We start from the raw sequence: 16,280 nt of genomic DNA on the forward strand, positions 1-16,280 counted from the left end.
ATTGCTTGACTCGCCATCTGCACGGTGTGTTGCCGTGGTGTTCGCCTTCGAAGTGGGTGATGGCGGTACATGGTGCGGGGTACGTGGTGCGGGGTACGTGGTACGTGGTACGTGATGCGGGCAAGGGCCCAAGGTGAGCCGCCGGCTATTTCGGTTCTGCGTCGGGGCAGCCCCAGGAGTTGGGGTTTTCCTGGCAGGTGTCGGCGACGAGTGCTCTTTCTGTTTTCCAGACGTGGATGGTTTGGGCTGGTGTGGTGAGGTTCAGGGTTCCGTTGATGGGCAGGGGTGGGCCGTTGTTGACGGAGTAGGTGCCGGTGTAGCGGGTGGTGAGGGTGGCTTGGTAGTTGCCGGTTTCTGTGTAGCTGTGGCTGGTGCGGGTTTGGTTGTTGAGCCATTCGGTTTCGGGGATGGAGTAGCCGGCGGCTGGTGTTGGTCCGAGGGTGGTGCCGTCGCCGTAGGTGTAGGTGTAGTTGGCGGGTGTTGCGGTGAGGTGGACGGCTTGGCCGAGGATGGTGACGTCGAAGGCTTGCTCGCCGGTTGTGGTGTAGAAGTTGGTGGGTCCGCCTTTGAGGGTGTGGGGGAAGGGTTGGGCTTGGAGGGTTCCGGGGTTGATGGGTAGTTGTTGGAAGTCGTTGAGGATACGTTCGGCGATGTTGGCCAGGACGTTTTCGGGTTGGGCTGCGTAGAGGCAGGTGGGTCCGCTGACGGGGATCCAGTCTGTCCATCCTGGGTTGGTGATGGCTTTGGGGGCTTCCTTCCAGATGACGGGGGTGCCTGCTTCAGTGTTGGTTGCGGTGGCTGGGCATTCGAGGGCATCGCAACCGGGGTCCTTGGTGTCGGGCCCATCGGCGCGACAGTGGGTGTCAGCCATGTACTGATTGGGGTCCTCGGCGCCCGGAGACGAGCTGTCAGATTTCGGCGTCGATTTTCCAGTTTGGGGGTCGAACTTCCAGACAGCGCCAATAAACACCGATCCCTCTTTGAAGCCTGCGTCCGGTGCGGAATTCCGGTTGTCTTGAGCCTCGGCACCTGAGTCCGCTCGGCCCGCTGGCAGGTGCCCGGGAGCGGCCACGAGGGCCAGAATGGCAAAGGCCGACAGGGATACCACGGTTCGGAACATCATTGGATTATGCCCAAGTCTGTGACAACCCAAGACCCGCCCTGATATTTAGCGAAGAAAGCTGCAGCATCATTCGTTGCCATTGTGAGTCCGCGGCTCTCAGTCCCGTTGCCGTCCATGTAGTGAATCTCTTCTTGGATGACCTGAACACGGCCCTGCTGCGACGATGAGTCAGCGTCCCAACTGGCTTCCGCGACTGGAGCTCGGAATCTTCCCCCTATTAGCCAGCGCCCATCCGTGTAATTGGCGTCGACCGATTTCGCCAAATGTTGGCAAAGCGCACATGTAGAAGAGGCCAAATATGACGTGCTACTCGAATCACCGGTTTCGTACGCGTAGCTAAGCAGCTGGAACCAGTACCCAATAAACGCCTCCAACCCCGCCTTCGAGTTCTCCTTCGCCAGCTCAGGCATCACGGGAACGGGCACATTCTCCGCTTTCCCCTTCGCGTCCGCAGGTTTGTACACGGCGGATGCTGAAGGAGTAGCCGAAGCAGCCGGGACCGATGCGCTCGTGGCGGGCGACGCCGTCGTCGTGCTTGGTTCGGAAGTTTTGCCGCTGGGTGGAGAGCCGCCTTGGCATCCACTCACAAGCAGCGTAAGGGTGAGACCCACGGCCACCGTCCATGGCCGGACAGACGGAAAAGTGGCAAACGAAAGGCGTGACATGACAGGCTCCCCAGCAGCTGTTTGGCGTTGTGCCGGTCAGTCTAGGTCGGGAGGGAAGCCAGATTCACGTCGGTAACTGCGGCCTGTGGAAAACCACCTACCCGCGCAGCTTCTCCATATCCCGGCGGTCCTTCTTGGTGGGCCGGCCGGCGCCGCGGTCGCGCTGGGGGAGCCCTAGCTTGGGGGCCACGGGACGCGGGGGAGTGTGGTCGGTGAAGCAATGGGAAGCGGCCTCAGCCCCCACACGCTTCGCGATGAGCCTCCGGACTTCGAGGATCCGTTCCCAGCCCGATTCCCGGACCCGGATGGTGTCGCCGATGATCACGCTTTGCGACGCCTTGACGGGGTTTCCGTTGATGCGGATGTGGCCGGCACGGCAGGCAGCGGTGGCCGCCGAGCGGGTCTTGTAGGCACGAATCGCCCAAAGCCAGGCGTCGACTCGGACGTTTGCCGGTGAAGATGACGGGATACTCATGATTGGGAAGAGTCTAACCGGGCCTCGCAAGCCCTGCGGGAACCCCAGAAGCACCGAGGTCGTGGGAAGCCAGCCAAAACCCCCGGAAAGTTCCGGCGATCCCGCAGCATTCCAGCGATCTCGGCGATCTCGAACGGGCGGGCGGGCAGGCAGGCAGGCGGGGCGCAGCCAGGAGCCCTACCGCACCGTCACCTCAACCACCTGCGCCATGTTGTTCCCGATGCCCTGATAGTTCCACACCTGTTCCGTGGGCTGCAGCGCTCCCGATGTATCCATCGCCCGGCACCGCAGCACATGGTCACCCGGACTCGCGACCCACACCATGGACCACGACCTCCACGCGAAATCACCCACGGGCGGGTCAATATGCGCGGGCATCCACTCGCCGTCGATCCCCACTTCAACGCGTTCCACCTCGCCGTGCCCGGACCAGGCGCGGCCGTGCAGCATGACCGGACCAGCTTCCACAATCCGACGTCGCGTGAAGAATTCCGGAATTCCGGGAGGGATCATCAGGGAGCGCACACGAATGTGAGTCACGGGCAGCCCGGGACCGTCGGGACCTTGCAGGTAGTGATAGGCAACAGCCTGTTGGAAACCCATGAACCGCGACGTCACGGCCTCGATCGACGTCAACCATTTCACACTTGCCATCCCGTACCAGCCGGGCACCAACAGGCGGAGGGGGAACCCATGCTGGATCGGCAAGGGATGTCCGTTCATGGCATAGACCAGCATGACTTCGGGATGCATCGCCTCGGCCACAGACAGGCTTCGCGCGTAAGGCTCTTCGACGCCGCCCTGGACTCCAGCGTCCGCACCGGTGAAGACAAGTTCGACGGCGTCACTCGCCAAACCAGCTTCCTCCAGCAGGGGTGCCAAGGGAGTTCCGGTCCACTCGGCCGTGCCCACCGCGCCGACCACCCACGGCTGACTCAGGGGCCGCGGTTTCAACAGGGACCGGCCGTTTCCCGCGCATTCCATGGTCACGGGCATGGTGACAGAGGGGCGGGCTTTGATGTCGTCCAGGCTCAGTTCAAAGCCGCGATCAACAGCTCCACTCAGCCGTAACCGCCAGGTATCAGCGGGGACGTGTGGAATGTCGAAGTGGATGAGCAGGTAGTGGAGGCCGGCCGGCGTGATGTCGTCGTGCAGGGCCTCAAGCGGCATGGAATGGTTCCGGCCGGAGAGTTGCAGTTCTTCAGGGGTCAGGGGACCTTCGGTCGGCTGCCCGGCGGTGGCGGCTTTCGCTGCCCTTTGCTTGACGGGGTGCTTGGACATGGGACGGCGGCGTTCTACTGGAAGCTAAGTGCTGCGGAGCGCCGCAGCACTTAGGACAAGGATCATGCTACGGCCGAACCTGCGTCAATAGCTCGTTGCGAGGCCTGCTCTGCGCGTCAAAACAAGAACACACCACGCAGAGCGGGCCTCACAACGGAAGGGGGCTACCGGCGTCGTAACTCCGGGTACTCAAGGTGCGGCGCAACAGTGCCCGCGTCGCGCTCCAGGAAGTTCACGGCCGGGGCAACGATGTCGTCGATTTCATCGAGGATCGACTCACTCAGCACCACATCCGCGGCCTTCAAGTAGTCGGTCAGGTGGTCCTCGGTGCGGGGCCCGATCACCACACTGGTCACCGCCGGGTGGCTCAGGGCGAAGCCCACCGCGAGCTGGATGAGGGTCAGTCCATGCCGGGCTGCGAGTTGGGCCAAGGCGTCGGCAGCGTGCAGCTTTCCCTGGTTAAAGGGCGCGTTGACGTCGAAACGGCCAGGAACGGCAGCCGATCGGGAACTTTCAGGCTGCCCCGCACCCACGCGATATCCGCCGGCCAGCCACCCGCCGTCGAGCGGTCCGTAACTCAAAACCCCGACGCCGTACTGCTGGGTGATGGGGAAAACGTCGCGTTCGTTGGCGCGCACCAATAGCGAATACGGAACCTGGTCCACCACAGGCGGCGTCAAATGATTGGTGTTCGCAATCCATTGAGCCTCCACGAGCTGGGCGGGGCTGAAGACCGAGGTGCCGTAGTACAGGATCTTGCCTTGGCGGATGAGGTCATTGAGCGCAGTGATGGTCTCCAACAGATCGGTGTTGTAGTCCGGGCGGTGCGCTTGGTAGAGGTCGATCCTGTCCGTGTTCAGCCGCTGCAAGCTGTCCTCCACAGCCCTGACGATCCACCGGCGGGAGTTGCCCGCGTGCGCTGGGTTGGAGCCCATCTGCCCGTGGAACTTGGTGGCAAGGAATACGTCGTCGCGTCGGCTGTGAATGGCTTGGCCAACCACGGTTTCGGCCTCGCCCTGGGAGTAGATGTCCGCGGTATCGATGCTGGTGATGCCGGCGTCGAGCGCTGCCTTGATGATGCGGATGCTCTCCGCGGGACCTGTGGGCGCGGCTCCGGTGCCGAAGTTCAAGGTTCCCAGAGTGAGGGGGCTGATCAGGGCGCCAGTGCGTCCAAGCGTTCGTAGCTCGTTGAGGCTCATGTCAGGCTTCCTGTGGTGGGACTGCTGGAGGGGTGGGACTGTTCAATCGAGGCTACACACGGCATTTGGACGCAGAAACGCAAGCGGTAGAACTTCTTCGTTTTTCGTCTTGCGAGGTAATGGAAGAGGCCTTGGTTCGCGACATTTCTTGACATGCAGCAACACAAATGTCTTTCGGATCAACAAATATTGCCGATCCCGCCGGCAGGTGAATTATGGGAAAGGAACTCAAGCACCGCACGATGAGGGGAACCGGAATGACACAGACCACAGTTGAAGAAACAGCAGCCATCAAGGCTGCCTTTGCGCAGTTCCCGTCCGGAGTTGCCGCGTTCAGCGCGATGGTGGATTTCACGCCGGAAGCCCTGGTGGCGTCCTCATTTACTGTGGGTGTTTCACTGGAGCCGCCGCTGGTGATGTTCGCGGTGCAGAACTCCTCCACCACGTGGCCCAAGCTCCGTCAGGCCAGGCGTTTGGGTGTCTCGGTCCTCGCTGAAGGGCAGGAAGCTGCCGCGCTCCAGTTGGCTTCGAAAACGCGGGATCGATTCGCCGGGCTGGCCACCAGCGTGGGTGATTCAGGTGCAGTACTGATCGACGGCGCCGTGCTGGGCTTCGAGTGCGAGGTTGTCTCGGAGACGCCCGCCGGGGATCACGCGATCGTCGTCCTGGAAGTGAAAGCAACCACCATTAATACTGATTCGAAGCCGCTCATCTATCACGGCGCGACGTTCCGGCAGTTGGCCGCGTAGGCGCGGTTATGAGTTGCGGCTGGCGCTGCTGAGCGACCCTTTGCGGATCGGGCTTGGAGACTTCCCATTCTTGGAAGTGTTCGGGCCCGATTTCTTTGCGCCGTTGCCGCCGCCGCCGTTGCCGCCGCCGGACCCCTCACTGCCCGCCGGCTTCGCCGAAGCATCCGGGGTGGTCGGCCCAGGCGCTGTGCCATTGGCGGCAGGAGTAGGCTCATCCAACTCGCGGACGGTCACCTTGATGGCGGGCGGCTGGTCAGCCTGCGCGCGGGCGGCTGCACGACGGTCCGCCTCCGCCACGGCGTCAGCCCAGTCCTTCGCCAGGACCGGCGGTTCCTTGGTGGCCGCCACGACGATTGGATGGTGGGCCGCCTGGTTTTCGACGACGGACTTGACCTCCGCCGGCTTCGGCAGGTTGCGGGGGTCTACTTTGGTCTTCCACGCTCCCTCCTTGACGGCAGTCGACGCGCCCGAGAGTCGTCGTCGAACGTCGGCCAGGACGTCGCGCTTGGGTGCGGCAGGCGCGGGGGAAGCTGCGGGAGTGGCAGGAGCCGGTGAAGTTGCGGGTGCGGCAGGTGCCGGTGAAGTTGCTACGGCCGCAGCCGGAGCGACCCCCGCAGCCGGAGCAACACGGGCAGTGGACCCGGTTTCAAGGTAGGCGAGGTCGTCCAGTGGAGACTCCCCGGGTGCTGGAGACTCCACGCCGGTCACGGGGTCAGGGACACGGGCGGGGCGCGGCGGCAGGTGCACGATCGGCGTGGTTTCCTTCTTGGGGAAGATCCCTACCATCGCCAGGAGAACTATCGACAGCAGCCGCCCGACTCCAGCGACCACCAGAGTGATGATAATGATCAACCCGAGCCCCAGGAACATGAGGACAGCGAGTCCCAGCGTTCCCAAATACGTCAGATTGATGGCGAGTGTTGTCGGATCCTCCACGTAGCCTCCCCTGGCTGTCGTTTTGTGATGCGCGCATTGCCCACCCAGCTTGCGTATCCAGCCTACGGTCCAGCACCGACGGAATCACGCGCCGCCCCCTCCTCTGGCGGGGTTGTTTCAAAGCTGTTATATGACGTGGGAAAATATGTTGCCCAGCTCTCATTTACCGCTTCAGATTGGCCCCTTGTGACCCCTGACCTCGCCCGGCTCCGCAACGGCGCCTGTCCCTGCCTTTCCGGGGAGCTTTATGACGATTGCTGCGCCCGGTTCCACCGCGGGGACGCCGACGCGCCCACAGCCGAGCAGCTGATGCGCTCCCGTTATTCGGCCTTTGTGGTCATGGACCCCGCTTACCTCCTGCGAACCTGGCACGCCTCAACCAGGCCCGGATCCATAGGCCTGGATTCAGACATGCAGTGGCGCAGGCTGGACATTCTCAACACAGCCAAGGGCGGCCCGCTGGACACTACCGGCACCGTGGAGTTCGCTGCGCACTACAGGCTCGACGGCGAACGCAGCGTCCAGCGCGAACTCAGCCGGTTCCTACGGGAAAACAAGCAATGGTTCTACGTGGACGGGGACGTGCTCTAGCTCATCACCGGTACGTCCGGTGCAGGTTCTCCTTGGTTGTGGCGCCGGGTGAGGCGTCACCGATCCACGGCCCCGTGCCTTCGGACTGGTCAAGGATTCCGGCCTCCAGCCAGGTGTAATCTCCGTCAAGGACTTTGCGGGAGAGGCCGCGGTCGGCGTCGTCGGTGTTCCTCCACAGCTGGTCAAAGTACTCGTCCACCCGCACGCGCGCCTGCTCGCAGAACGCCTCGGCCAGCTCGAACGCTGTGGCGCCCTGTTCGGGGTGCTTGCGCAGCAGCATCTCGGCCCGCGAGCAGCACGCCGCCATCGCGAACAGCTCGGCACCGATATCCACGATCCTGCCCAGGAACGCCTGCTTGTGCTCGAGCTTCGCCTGCCACCTGCCCATGCCGTAGAAAGTCTGCCGCGCGAGCCGCCGCGAGGACCTCTCGACGAACCGCAACTGCTTGGCCAAACGCCCGAATTCCGCATAGGAACGCGGATCCATGCCGGCACCTGCCACGAGCTTCGGCAGCCATTTGGCGTAAAAGCCGGAAGCCCCGACGGCGGCCCTCGCCTTGTCCTGCAGGCTTGCGTCCGCTGATGCGAGGTCGCCCGCCGCGGCAAGGTGTGCGTCCACGGCTTCGCGGGCGATCAGGAGTTTCATGATCTCGCTGGAACCCTCGAAGATCCGGTTGATGCGGAGGTCCCGGAGCAGTTGCTCGGCCGGGACGGCACGCTCGCCCCGGGCTTCAAGGGAATCGGCGGTTTCGAAGCCCCGGCCGCCGCGGATCTGGACCAGTTCATCGGCGATCCGGCAGCTCAGCTCCGTGGACCACAGTTTGGCCAGCGCAGCCTCGATGCGCACATCCTTCTGGCCGGCGTCTGCCATTTCGGCGGACAGTTCAAACACGGCTTCCAAGGCGAAAGTCGTGGCAGCGATGAAGGCGATTTTCTTGCCGACGGCTTCATGCTTGCCTACAGGGCGCCCCCATTGAGTCCTGGCATTGGACCATTCGCGGGAGATTTTCAGGCTCCACTTTCCGGCGGCAACGCAGAGCCCCGGGATGGAAAGCCGCCCCGTATTAAGGGTGGTGAGGGCGATCTTGAGCCCTTGACCTTCCCGGCCAAGCCTGTTGGCCACGGGGACACGCACTTGGTGGAAGCGCGTCACCCCGTTCTCGATTCCACGCAGGCCCATGAACGCGTTGCGGTTCTCTACGGTGATGCCGGGGGAGTCCATCGCCACAACGAAAGCGGAGATGCCGCCTTTATGCTCGGTGCCATCAGCATCGGTGTGCGCGGGGACCCTGGCCATGACCACCACCAGTTCGGCGATCACACCGTTGGTGGTCCACAGTTTCACGCCGTCCAGAACGTAAGAGCCGCCGTCGTCGGACAATACGGCAGTGGCGCCCATCCGCGCTGGGTCGCTGCCGACGTCGGGCTCTGTCAGGAGGAATGCGGTGATGGCGCCGGCGGCGCAACGCGGCAGGTATTCCTGCTTCTGTTCGGGAGTGCCGAATTCCTTGACCGGCTCCGGCACTCCGATGGACTGGTGGGCGGAAATGAGTGCGCCGAGGCTTGGGTGCACAGAACCCAGAAGGGCCAACGCGCGGCCATAGTAGACCAAGGAGAGGCCCAATCCGCCGTAATCGCGCGGAATTTTCATGCCGAAAACACCCAGGTCCGCGAGGCCTTTCAGGTATTCATCCGGGATTTTGGCGTCCCGTTCAATAACGCGGCCGGACATGGTTTTGGCGAACGTGACCAGCCGGCCCATAAACTCTTCGCCCCGCTCCACGTCATCCGCACGGGCTTGTGGCCACGGATGAACCAGGCTGAGGTCAAAACTGCCCAGGTAGAGGCCTTTGGCGAAGCTGGGCCGGTTCCATTCAGTCTCGCGCGCGGCTTCTGCGACGGCGCGGGCTTCTTCTGCGGTGGCGTTGACGCTTGCTGCGGCGAGACTGTTGTCAGTGGCGGACGTCATGGGATAACTCCTCTAGCCGGTTGTGCCGGTTGGAGCCAGGGTCCGCCTCGGGTGGGAACCCTTCAGCTGTCCCTCAATGCTACCCGCGGGTAGCTACCCGTGCCAGTGGAAATCTGCGGCTGGAATTCAGCCGGAATTTCCACTTGTCCGGCGTGGTGGACCACACGGTCCCACGCAAAGTTAATGCCATGGACAAGGCCGCCCAGAATGCCTTTGACGGCATACCAGACCATCCCCATGGTGCCAATAAGAATGATTGTTGCCATAGCTGCTGCTGCGATGAATGCCACCAAAAGCGCAGCAAATACCAGCGTTCCAATAACTACGTACGTGCCTGTTTCCAGCGCAGTGAAATCGAAATCCATGGTTCCCCCCGGAGCGACGGTGCGTGGGTCGGCGCGGCGTGGCTGCGTCGATGTTCTGACACTAGGGGTGGGGGTGCGTTCCGGCCAGAGCGGAAACGCCCCGGAGCCGCGTTGATATGGGATCGAAACCATACCGCACGGTAGGTTACGAAATGGTTGCGGTGGGGAGGTCCTGATGCTCTGCGTTAACCTTGTACGGGGCAGTTTTCGCTGCCAGCCAGGTTTCGCAGCAGCTGAAGGAGAGTAATTGTCCCGTTCAGCCATGTCCTCCGCCGATGCCATCAGCGCCAGGCTCCGTGACCTCGAACAGCTGACCAAGGGGCCCGCATGGGCCCTGACGCGTTCGGCACCATGGGTGATCGCGGTGTTGCAGGCATCCTTTACCCGAACCCGTCCGCAGCTTCCGCTGGAAGAATTCCATGCCGACGTCGACGCCTTCCTTGAGCAGCTCCGCCGCCAGGACCCCACGCTGGGCGGTCAGCAGAACGGCAAGCTGTTCGGCGACGAATGGACAAGGAAGCAGTTCCTGACGCGCCGAAACCAGTCGGGCCGGATCGTTTACGAAGTCACCGAACCGGCTGCCCGTGTGCTCGCTTTCCTGGACAGCCTTTCCAGCGAGCGTTCCACGCTGAACGGTTCGCGGCTCGGCACGCTGCTGGGCGATGTGGAGAAACTCGCCAACGAAACCAACCCGGACCAGAGCGCGCGCCTGGAGGCCCTGGAGGAAGAAATCCAGGAACGCCGGCAGCTGGTGGAGGACATCAGCTCGGGCGAGTTCGATGGCCTGTTGGATGACGAAGAAGCCGTGGAAGCCGCCGGCAACATTCTTGACCTCGCAGCCAGCCTGCCGGCGGACTACAAGAAGATGCGCGACCGCATCGAAGACCTTGTGGGCGAACTCCGCAACCAGATCATCGAGGAATCCCTGAGCAAGGGCGCCACGATGGCCCAGGTCCTGGAAGCCGACAAGCGGCTGCGGCAAAGCCCTGAAGGCCGAACCTTCCGATCCTTCACCGCTTTCCTGGAGGATCCGCAGCAGCAATTGCGGTTCCGTTCGGCGATCGGTGAAGTGCTCAGCCGGCAGTTCGCGGACGACCTCTCCCAGGAAGACCGCGAAACGCTGAAGAACCTGGTGGCAGAGCTGCGGTATCAGCACAGCCAGATCCAACGGATCTACGGCAAGCTTTCTGAAAGCCTGAACACGTACATCCAGAGCGACGACGTCCGGCAGTCCGTCAGCCTCCGTAAGGTTCTGGCCGAGGCCGAGCAAGCCATCCGCTCGATGCCCTACGAACGTGACAGGCCGGGTTTGGTGCCGGGGCCGGTCCTGTTCAACGCCGGGTTCGAATCGTTGGCCATGGTCAAGCTCTTCGACCCCGACGAATTCGCCACGCCACCCCGCCTCGCGGACCCCATCGCCTTCAGCGACTCGGACAGGGTTCGGTCTGCCCGTACCGGCAAGGCGCGGCCCGCCGTGGTCCGGGCAGCCATGGCCGGAGCCGCAACTTTGGGTGAAGCCTGGGAGAACCTGCCGGCCGAGGAACGGCACATCAACACTGTGCGCACCTTGCTGTCCATGGCACTGCAGACGGGCGCGGCCTTCGATCGGGCCGCCTGGGAACACATCGACTTCGAACAAATCGACGGCAGCATCCGCACCGCGTACCTGCCGGTCGTCACGCTGAATGAGGGTTCTGATGACTGAAGAAATCACGACGCCGGACATCACCGAAGCGGATGAGGTCACCAAAGAGGTGGCCGAGGTCGCTGCCGATGACCCGACCGCTGCAGCTGACGCAAACCATGCTGACCCGTTCCGGGTCACACCACGCGACTCGTTCGTGGACGGCGCCGCGCTGTTCCCCGGCGACACCGGCGTGCTTCCCCTGAAGGTCCGGCATGCTCTGGTGAAACTGCTCAAAGGCCCGTACATCGACGGTGGTCGGGACGAGAAACTTTGGACCACGCTCCTGGATAACCAGCTGATCCTCCGTAGCAGGCTGTCCGAGCTGTTCCTCACGCTCCAGCTCGATCACGACCGCAAGATCGCGGTGCTCCGCCCCGTCGACCCCGAAATCGTCGGTGCCGGTTCCCGGTCAAGCATCCTTCGGCAGCAGCGGGCACTGAGCCGCGTGGAAACCATCGTCCTGCTGCGCCTGCGACTGTTGCTGGACCGCCACATCACGGCCCAAACAGATCCGACGATCACCCGCGAAGAGATCTCGGACCTCGTCGCCAACTACACTCCGGCCGGCCAGCAAGACGCCCTCCGCGACTCCGACGTGGTCACCCGCACCATCACCAAACTCCTGGCCCGCCAACTCCTCCTCCCCACCCCGCTGGACGACAGCTACACCATCAGCAACGCGCTCCCCTTGGCCCTGCCCTTCGAAAACATCGGCGACATCCCGGCCCAAATCGAAGCCCTGGTTGCAGTAGCGGCGGACGAATCCGGCACAGAACCCCTCCTGGACCTGGACTCCGACTCCAACCAACCCACGCCCACAGGTGACGAGCTGGACGACGATTCCGAAGGTGACGGGCCCGCAGAGCATGTGTCCGGTACCGCCACGATAGGCGACCCGGCAACAGAGGAGGTTGGCAAGTGACGATCGCAAGCATGCTCCCCCTCGGTGAGCTCACCAACCCCGGCCAGATGCGTTTGGCGCTCGTCCAAGTGGTCAACTGGGGCACGTTCCACGGCGCCCACACCATGCACGTGGACCGTAAGGGCACACTCCTTACGGGTAATTCGGGCGTCGGCAAGTCGACTCTCTTTGATGCGATGCTGCGCGTTTTCGATGCCCGTCCACGCTCGAATGAGGCCGCCGCCCAGCGGTCCGGCGGCGCTGTGGAGGACAAGAGGACCACGTTCACTTACATGCGCGGCAAGGTGGGTGATAAGGCGGTGGGCGATAGCTCTGCCAGTGCCTTCCAGCGCCCTGGTGCCACGTGGTCCGCCGTCGCGCTGACGTTTGATAACGCGGCCGGCACGAAGGTGACGGTGTCGGCGCTGTTTGACCTTCCCAAGAACGGCACGGAGTCGAGCGTCGGTCGTTTCTATGTGATCGACAGCAAGCCGCTGGACCTCGAGGCCATTGAGGGGATCGCGCAGAAGCGGTTCACCAAGGGCGCGTTGGAGTCGATTTTTCCGGACGGACAGGTTTTCGATGTCCATAAGGCGTTCGCGGAGCGCTTCCGGCGGCTTCTGGGCATTAATTCCGACCAGGCGCTGCCGCTGCTTCGCGTGATTCAGGCCGGCAAGGGCCTGGGCGGCAGCGTGAACACGTTCTTCCGGGACCAGGTGCTTGATGCTCCGGCCACGCTGGCTGCCGCCGATGACGTGGTGGAGGAATTCAGCAACCTGATGTCCATCCGGCAGCGGTTGGAGGACGTTCGGCAGCAGCGGGACCAGTTGGCACCGGTTCCGGCGCTGAACAAGGAGTACGCGCAGGCGTTGCTGGACGCGAACCGTCTCCGGGAGCTGGCGGGCGAGGAATTCGAGGCTTACAAGCAGCAGCTTGCGGTCACGGTGCACGCCAAGACCCTGGCTCGTTTCAAGGAGTTGGCGCAGACCAAGGCACAGGAGCTCGCCGCTGAGCGTACGGTGCGGGACGCCTTGGCCAAGGAGCTCCGCGACCTCGAACTGGACTACAACAACCGTGGCGGCAACGCGATATCGGCCATTGAGCAGTCGTTGGAGAACGCCCGGGTGGGCCTGAAATTGCGGCAGCAGGTTGAGGATTCGGCCAAGAAGGCATTGGCTGACGCGGGACTGAATCTTGAGTGGACCGCCGAGGGCTGGGATCAGGCGCATGAGCAGGCGGCGGCCCGCTCTGCGGAGTTGAAGGACGATTCCGAGGCGCTCAAGGAGCTTCGTTTTGAGGCCTTCGACGGCCATGCGACCAAGAAACGTGAACTCGCAGCGGCCCAGCAGGAGTTGTTGTCGTTGCGGTCGCGCAAGTCGCTGCTGCCGCCGTCGAGCATTGAAAACCGGGCGGCGATCGCAGCCGCAACCGGCGTCCCGGAAGAGCGGATGCCGTTTGGCGGCGAGTTGATCGATCTCACTGAGGGCCAGGACCAGTGGCGTCCGGCCGCGGAACGCGCGCTCCGTAACCTCGCCACCACGCTGCTGGTTCCCGGCGAACACTTCGCGGCCGTGACCCGGTACTTGAACGACAACGCTGTGCGGGGCGCACTCCGCGCCGTCGACGTGTCCAAACCGCTTGCCGGCGGCGCGCTGGCTGTGGAGGACGTGTCCGACGGCGACCTCTTGACTAAGTTGAGCATCCTCACCTCGGGCGCCAATGCCGACGCCGGCGAATGGATCCGTGAGCGGATCGCCCTGGACTTTGCGTACCCGTGCGTCGAGGACCCCGACCAGCTGGCCGGGATGGACAAGGGCCTGAGCCTGGGTGGCGTGGTCAAGCGCAACCGGCACACCGTGGAAAAGGACGACCGTTTCACCAGCCGGCAGGATTACGTCCTCGGTTTCGATAATGCTTCCAAGCTGGAGCTGGTGGCAGCGCGTGTGGACGAGTTGGAAAACGAGCTCGTGAAGGCTGCGGAGCTTGCCCAGAGCCGTGAGGATTCGCACCAAGGCATGGCGCGGCAGCTCGAAGCCCTGCGTCGGGTCGCTGAAGACGAGCGGCCGTGGGAGCAGGTCTCGGCAGCCGTCGCTGCGGAGGAACTGGCCCGGATCGAGCAGCGCCTGGTGGACGCCTTGGCGGCCCAGGCGGATCTGGAGCCGCTGCGTGCCAACATCGAAGCCGTGCGAGAAAAGCACCAGTCCTCCACAGGCTCGGCCGCTGTGCTCCAGAGCGAATACAAGGCGCTGGACCACAAGATGACCACAGCTGACGGCCTGCTCGATGCCGCGAGGCTGAAGCTGGAGCAAGCACCGCCGTCGGGCTCCACCGTCACGGCCCTGGAGCCGTACTTCGACGGCGTCGCTGACGTCTCCGAACTGTACGAGCTGGACAACCTGGCCAACAGCGTCCGCAATAAGTTGCTCGATGAACTGCACGCAGCTGAGTCCCGCGGGCAGGCGACGGCCGAGCGGCTGACCCGCATGTTTGAAGCTTTTGTGCGTGACTGGGGGAGCGCCATCAGCGTTGACCACGGCACGTCGATAGGTGCCGCAGGGGACTTCGAATCCCGGTACCACGCGATCGTCAGTGACGGTTTGCCCGCTCAGGAGGCCGAATTCCGGCTGTTCTTCAATCAACGCACGCACGAGTCGTTCAGTACGCTCCTGCACTTGCTGGATGAAGAACGGCGCAGCATCACCAGCCGCATCCTGCCCCTCAACGGCATTCTGTCGCAGGTCAACTTCCATGAGGGCAGCTTCCTGGAACTCGATATCAAACAGACACTTCCGGCCACGGCCAAGCAGTTCAAGGATGCGATCCAGAACGCCCTGAAGGCTAAACACACTCGGCCGACGCGTGGTGCTGCTGCTTCAGCAACGGAAGTGGACGACGACGCTGAGCTCACCGCGCGCTATAAATCGCTGGAAACACTGGTGAAACGGCTCGGATCACAGGCTCCGGAGGATCGGCGTTGGCGGGCCGAGGTGCTGGACGTTCGAGGTCACCTGTTTATCCAGTGCAAGGAACACCGCGAGGTTACGTCGAAATCGGGCAAGGCCTCCGGTAAATCGGGCAAGAAGAAGACCGAAGTGTTCATGCACGCCGACACCGGATCGATGTCCGGCGGTGAGCGCCAGCGTTTCACGGCGTTCATCATGGCCGCTGCCCTGAGTTACCAGCTGGGCATCGCCGAGCAAGGCTTCACGACATACGGCACCGTCATGATGGACGAAGCCTTCGTATTGGCGTCCGAGGAATTCGCGGGTGCGGGCATCAAGGCGCTGCACGAGTTCGGGTTCCAGCTGTTGCTGGCGGCTCCTGAGAACGTGATCGACCTGTCCCGGCACCTTGGATCTGTTACCGAGATCCTTCGGGATAAGCGCACCAACCGCTCGGGCGTGCTCACGGCTCCCGTCATCGCCGGACCAGGCGAGCCGGGAGCGTGGCGTTCCGAAGCGAACCCGGTGGACATCGTCCTGCGCTAGCCCTGCCGTGGGTGACCCGCCGTGGGTCGCCCCCGCCGTGGGTGACCCGCCCAAGTAGGTAGCAGATCATGCCGTTTTGAGCGTTCTAAACGGCATCTGCTGCTACCTACTTTGGCCACGTGGAGTCACTCAGCGGGTTACTTGGCCTGCACGCGGTCCAGGAACTGCGCTGTCCGTTCTTCCAGCCCCGCAATCTGCCGAACCACGACGGCGGCCGGGTCCGGGTTGATCTCGTTGGCGGGTGGTTCCTTGCGCACATTGGCGCTGCAGCCGAATTCTGCGCAGATCAGGGTCCCCACGGTGTTCCCGTCCTTGCCGGATTGTCCGGCCTTTTTGGCAACCCACAGGTAAACGTCGTCCTTCGAAAAGACGTCGCGGCACAGTTCGCAAAGGACTACACGCCTTTTCCCGGACCCGCCTTCGGGTGCCCGGAGCATGATTCCGGTGAGCTTTCCCCGATGAGGAACCACGAGGTATCCGCGCTGGGGCATCTTCTCATCACGCCAACCCAGAAATTCCAGGTTGTCCCAGTTGATGGTTTCGAAGTCACGGGGGAGGTTGAGCCGGGCAGCCTCGGAGCGGCTGGCGTTAATGAAGGACGATCGGATCTGTTGGGCAGTGATTTTCTGCATGGCAAGGCTTCTTTCGGAAATGTTCGACGTCGGCGCGCTGAACTTTGGCGCGCGCGGTAAATGGCAGAAGACGTCGGTCACCCGTGAAGCGGGCACAGCAAAGGGACCCCAAAATTAGTGGTGCTTGGGAGAATTGCCTAGGAGGATGCCGACGTGCGGGGGAGTGCCAAGCAGGCCAAAACGGCCACCTCGCCAACCATGGCTGCCGCAACTGAAACA

The 16,280-nt window shown here is 63.2% G+C and carries 14 protein-coding genes; 5 read left to right on the plus strand and 9 right to left on the minus strand.

The features are described from left to right. Positions 1 to 145 precede the first annotated feature (145 nt). From M1D51_RS01910 to M1D51_RS01930, 5 genes are all read right to left on the minus strand, one after another. Positions 146 to 1,120: a hypothetical protein gene (locus M1D51_RS01910; RefSeq protein WP_458108319.1), complete on the minus strand. Its 975-nt coding sequence runs from the start codon at positions 1,118 to 1,120 to the stop codon at positions 146 to 148. Further along, entirely contained in the window at positions 1,120 to 1,788 is a 669-nt protein-coding gene (locus M1D51_RS01915) for a DUF6318 family protein (RefSeq protein ID WP_458108320.1), read from the minus strand. The genes M1D51_RS01910 and M1D51_RS01915 overlap by 1 nt, the downstream gene beginning before the upstream one ends. Before the next feature lie 97 nt (positions 1,789 to 1,885). Further along, the gene (locus M1D51_RS01920; protein ID WP_018779945.1) at positions 1,886 to 2,263 is read right to left on the minus strand and encodes an RNA-binding S4 domain-containing protein; all 378 of its coding nucleotides are present in this window, start codon (positions 2,261 to 2,263) and stop codon (positions 1,886 to 1,888) included. A 177-nt stretch (positions 2,264 to 2,440) separates the two neighbouring features. Continuing rightward, a complete protein-coding gene (locus M1D51_RS01925) occupies positions 2,441 to 3,544 on the minus strand; it encodes a sulfite oxidase (protein WP_458108321.1) in 1,104 nt (367 codons plus the stop codon). A 164-nt stretch (positions 3,545 to 3,708) separates the two neighbouring features. Next, positions 3,709 to 4,743, minus strand: a complete 1,035-nt coding sequence (locus tag M1D51_RS01930; RefSeq protein ID WP_458108322.1) for an aldo/keto reductase — start codon at positions 4,741 to 4,743, stop codon at positions 3,709 to 3,711. Between the two features lie 257 nt (positions 4,744 to 5,000). On the opposite strand from M1D51_RS01930, the gene M1D51_RS01935 reads away from it, so the two are divergent. After that, positions 5,001 to 5,492 (plus strand): flavin reductase family protein, encoded by a 492-nt coding sequence (locus M1D51_RS01935; protein WP_458108323.1) that lies wholly within the window; start codon positions 5,001 to 5,003, stop codon positions 5,490 to 5,492. Positions 5,493 to 5,498: 6 nt separating this feature from the next. Here M1D51_RS01935 and M1D51_RS01940 read toward each other — a convergent pair whose 3' ends face one another. Further along, positions 5,499 to 6,428 carry a hypothetical protein gene (locus M1D51_RS01940; protein ID WP_458108324.1) on the minus strand — a complete coding sequence of 310 codons (930 nt, stop codon included), beginning with the start codon at positions 6,426 to 6,428 and terminating at the stop codon, positions 5,499 to 5,501. A gap of 135 nt (positions 6,429 to 6,563) precedes the next feature. Between M1D51_RS01940 and M1D51_RS01945 the strand changes: the two genes are divergently transcribed. Further along, a complete protein-coding gene (locus M1D51_RS01945) occupies positions 6,564 to 7,019 on the plus strand; it encodes a YchJ family protein (protein WP_458108325.1) in 456 nt (151 codons plus the stop codon). 4 nt (positions 7,020 to 7,023) lie between these two features. Here the strand turns inward: M1D51_RS01945 and M1D51_RS01950 are convergent, their stop codons facing one another. Beyond that, positions 7,024 to 8,988 carry an acyl-CoA dehydrogenase family protein gene (locus M1D51_RS01950; RefSeq protein ID WP_458108326.1) on the minus strand — a complete coding sequence of 655 codons (1,965 nt, stop codon included), beginning with the start codon at positions 8,986 to 8,988 and terminating at the stop codon, positions 7,024 to 7,026. 62 nt (positions 8,989 to 9,050) lie between these two features. Beyond that, on the minus strand, positions 9,051 to 9,353 hold the full coding sequence (locus M1D51_RS01955) for a hypothetical protein (RefSeq protein WP_172325596.1): 303 nt from the start codon (positions 9,351 to 9,353) through the stop codon (positions 9,051 to 9,053). Positions 9,354 to 9,600: 247 nt separating this feature from the next. Between M1D51_RS01955 and M1D51_RS01960 the strand changes: the two genes are divergently transcribed. From M1D51_RS01960 to M1D51_RS01970, 3 genes are read left to right on the plus strand one after another with little or no spacing between them, the layout of a single operon-like run. Continuing rightward, complete coding sequence (locus M1D51_RS01960; protein WP_253951679.1) at positions 9,601 to 11,058, plus strand: DUF3375 family protein; 1,458 nt, start codon at positions 9,601 to 9,603, stop codon at positions 11,056 to 11,058. After that, entirely contained in the window at positions 11,051 to 11,962 is a 912-nt protein-coding gene (locus tag M1D51_RS01965; RefSeq protein ID WP_458108327.1) for a DUF4194 domain-containing protein, read from the plus strand. Before M1D51_RS01960 ends, M1D51_RS01965 begins: the two co-directional genes overlap by 8 nt. Then, positions 11,959 to 15,429 carry an ATP-binding protein gene (locus M1D51_RS01970; RefSeq protein ID WP_458108328.1) on the plus strand — a complete coding sequence of 1,157 codons (3,471 nt, stop codon included), beginning with the start codon at positions 11,959 to 11,961 and terminating at the stop codon, positions 15,427 to 15,429. The genes M1D51_RS01965 and M1D51_RS01970 overlap by 4 nt, the downstream gene beginning before the upstream one ends. 137 nt (positions 15,430 to 15,566) lie before the next feature. On the opposite strand, the gene M1D51_RS01975 is transcribed toward M1D51_RS01970, so the two are convergent. After that, positions 15,567 to 16,061 (minus strand): FBP domain-containing protein, encoded by a 495-nt coding sequence (locus tag M1D51_RS01975; protein ID WP_458108329.1) that lies wholly within the window; start codon positions 16,059 to 16,061, stop codon positions 15,567 to 15,569. Between the last annotated feature and the right edge of the window lie 219 nt (positions 16,062 to 16,280).

This window comes from Arthrobacter sp. R3-55, assembly GCF_054161505.1.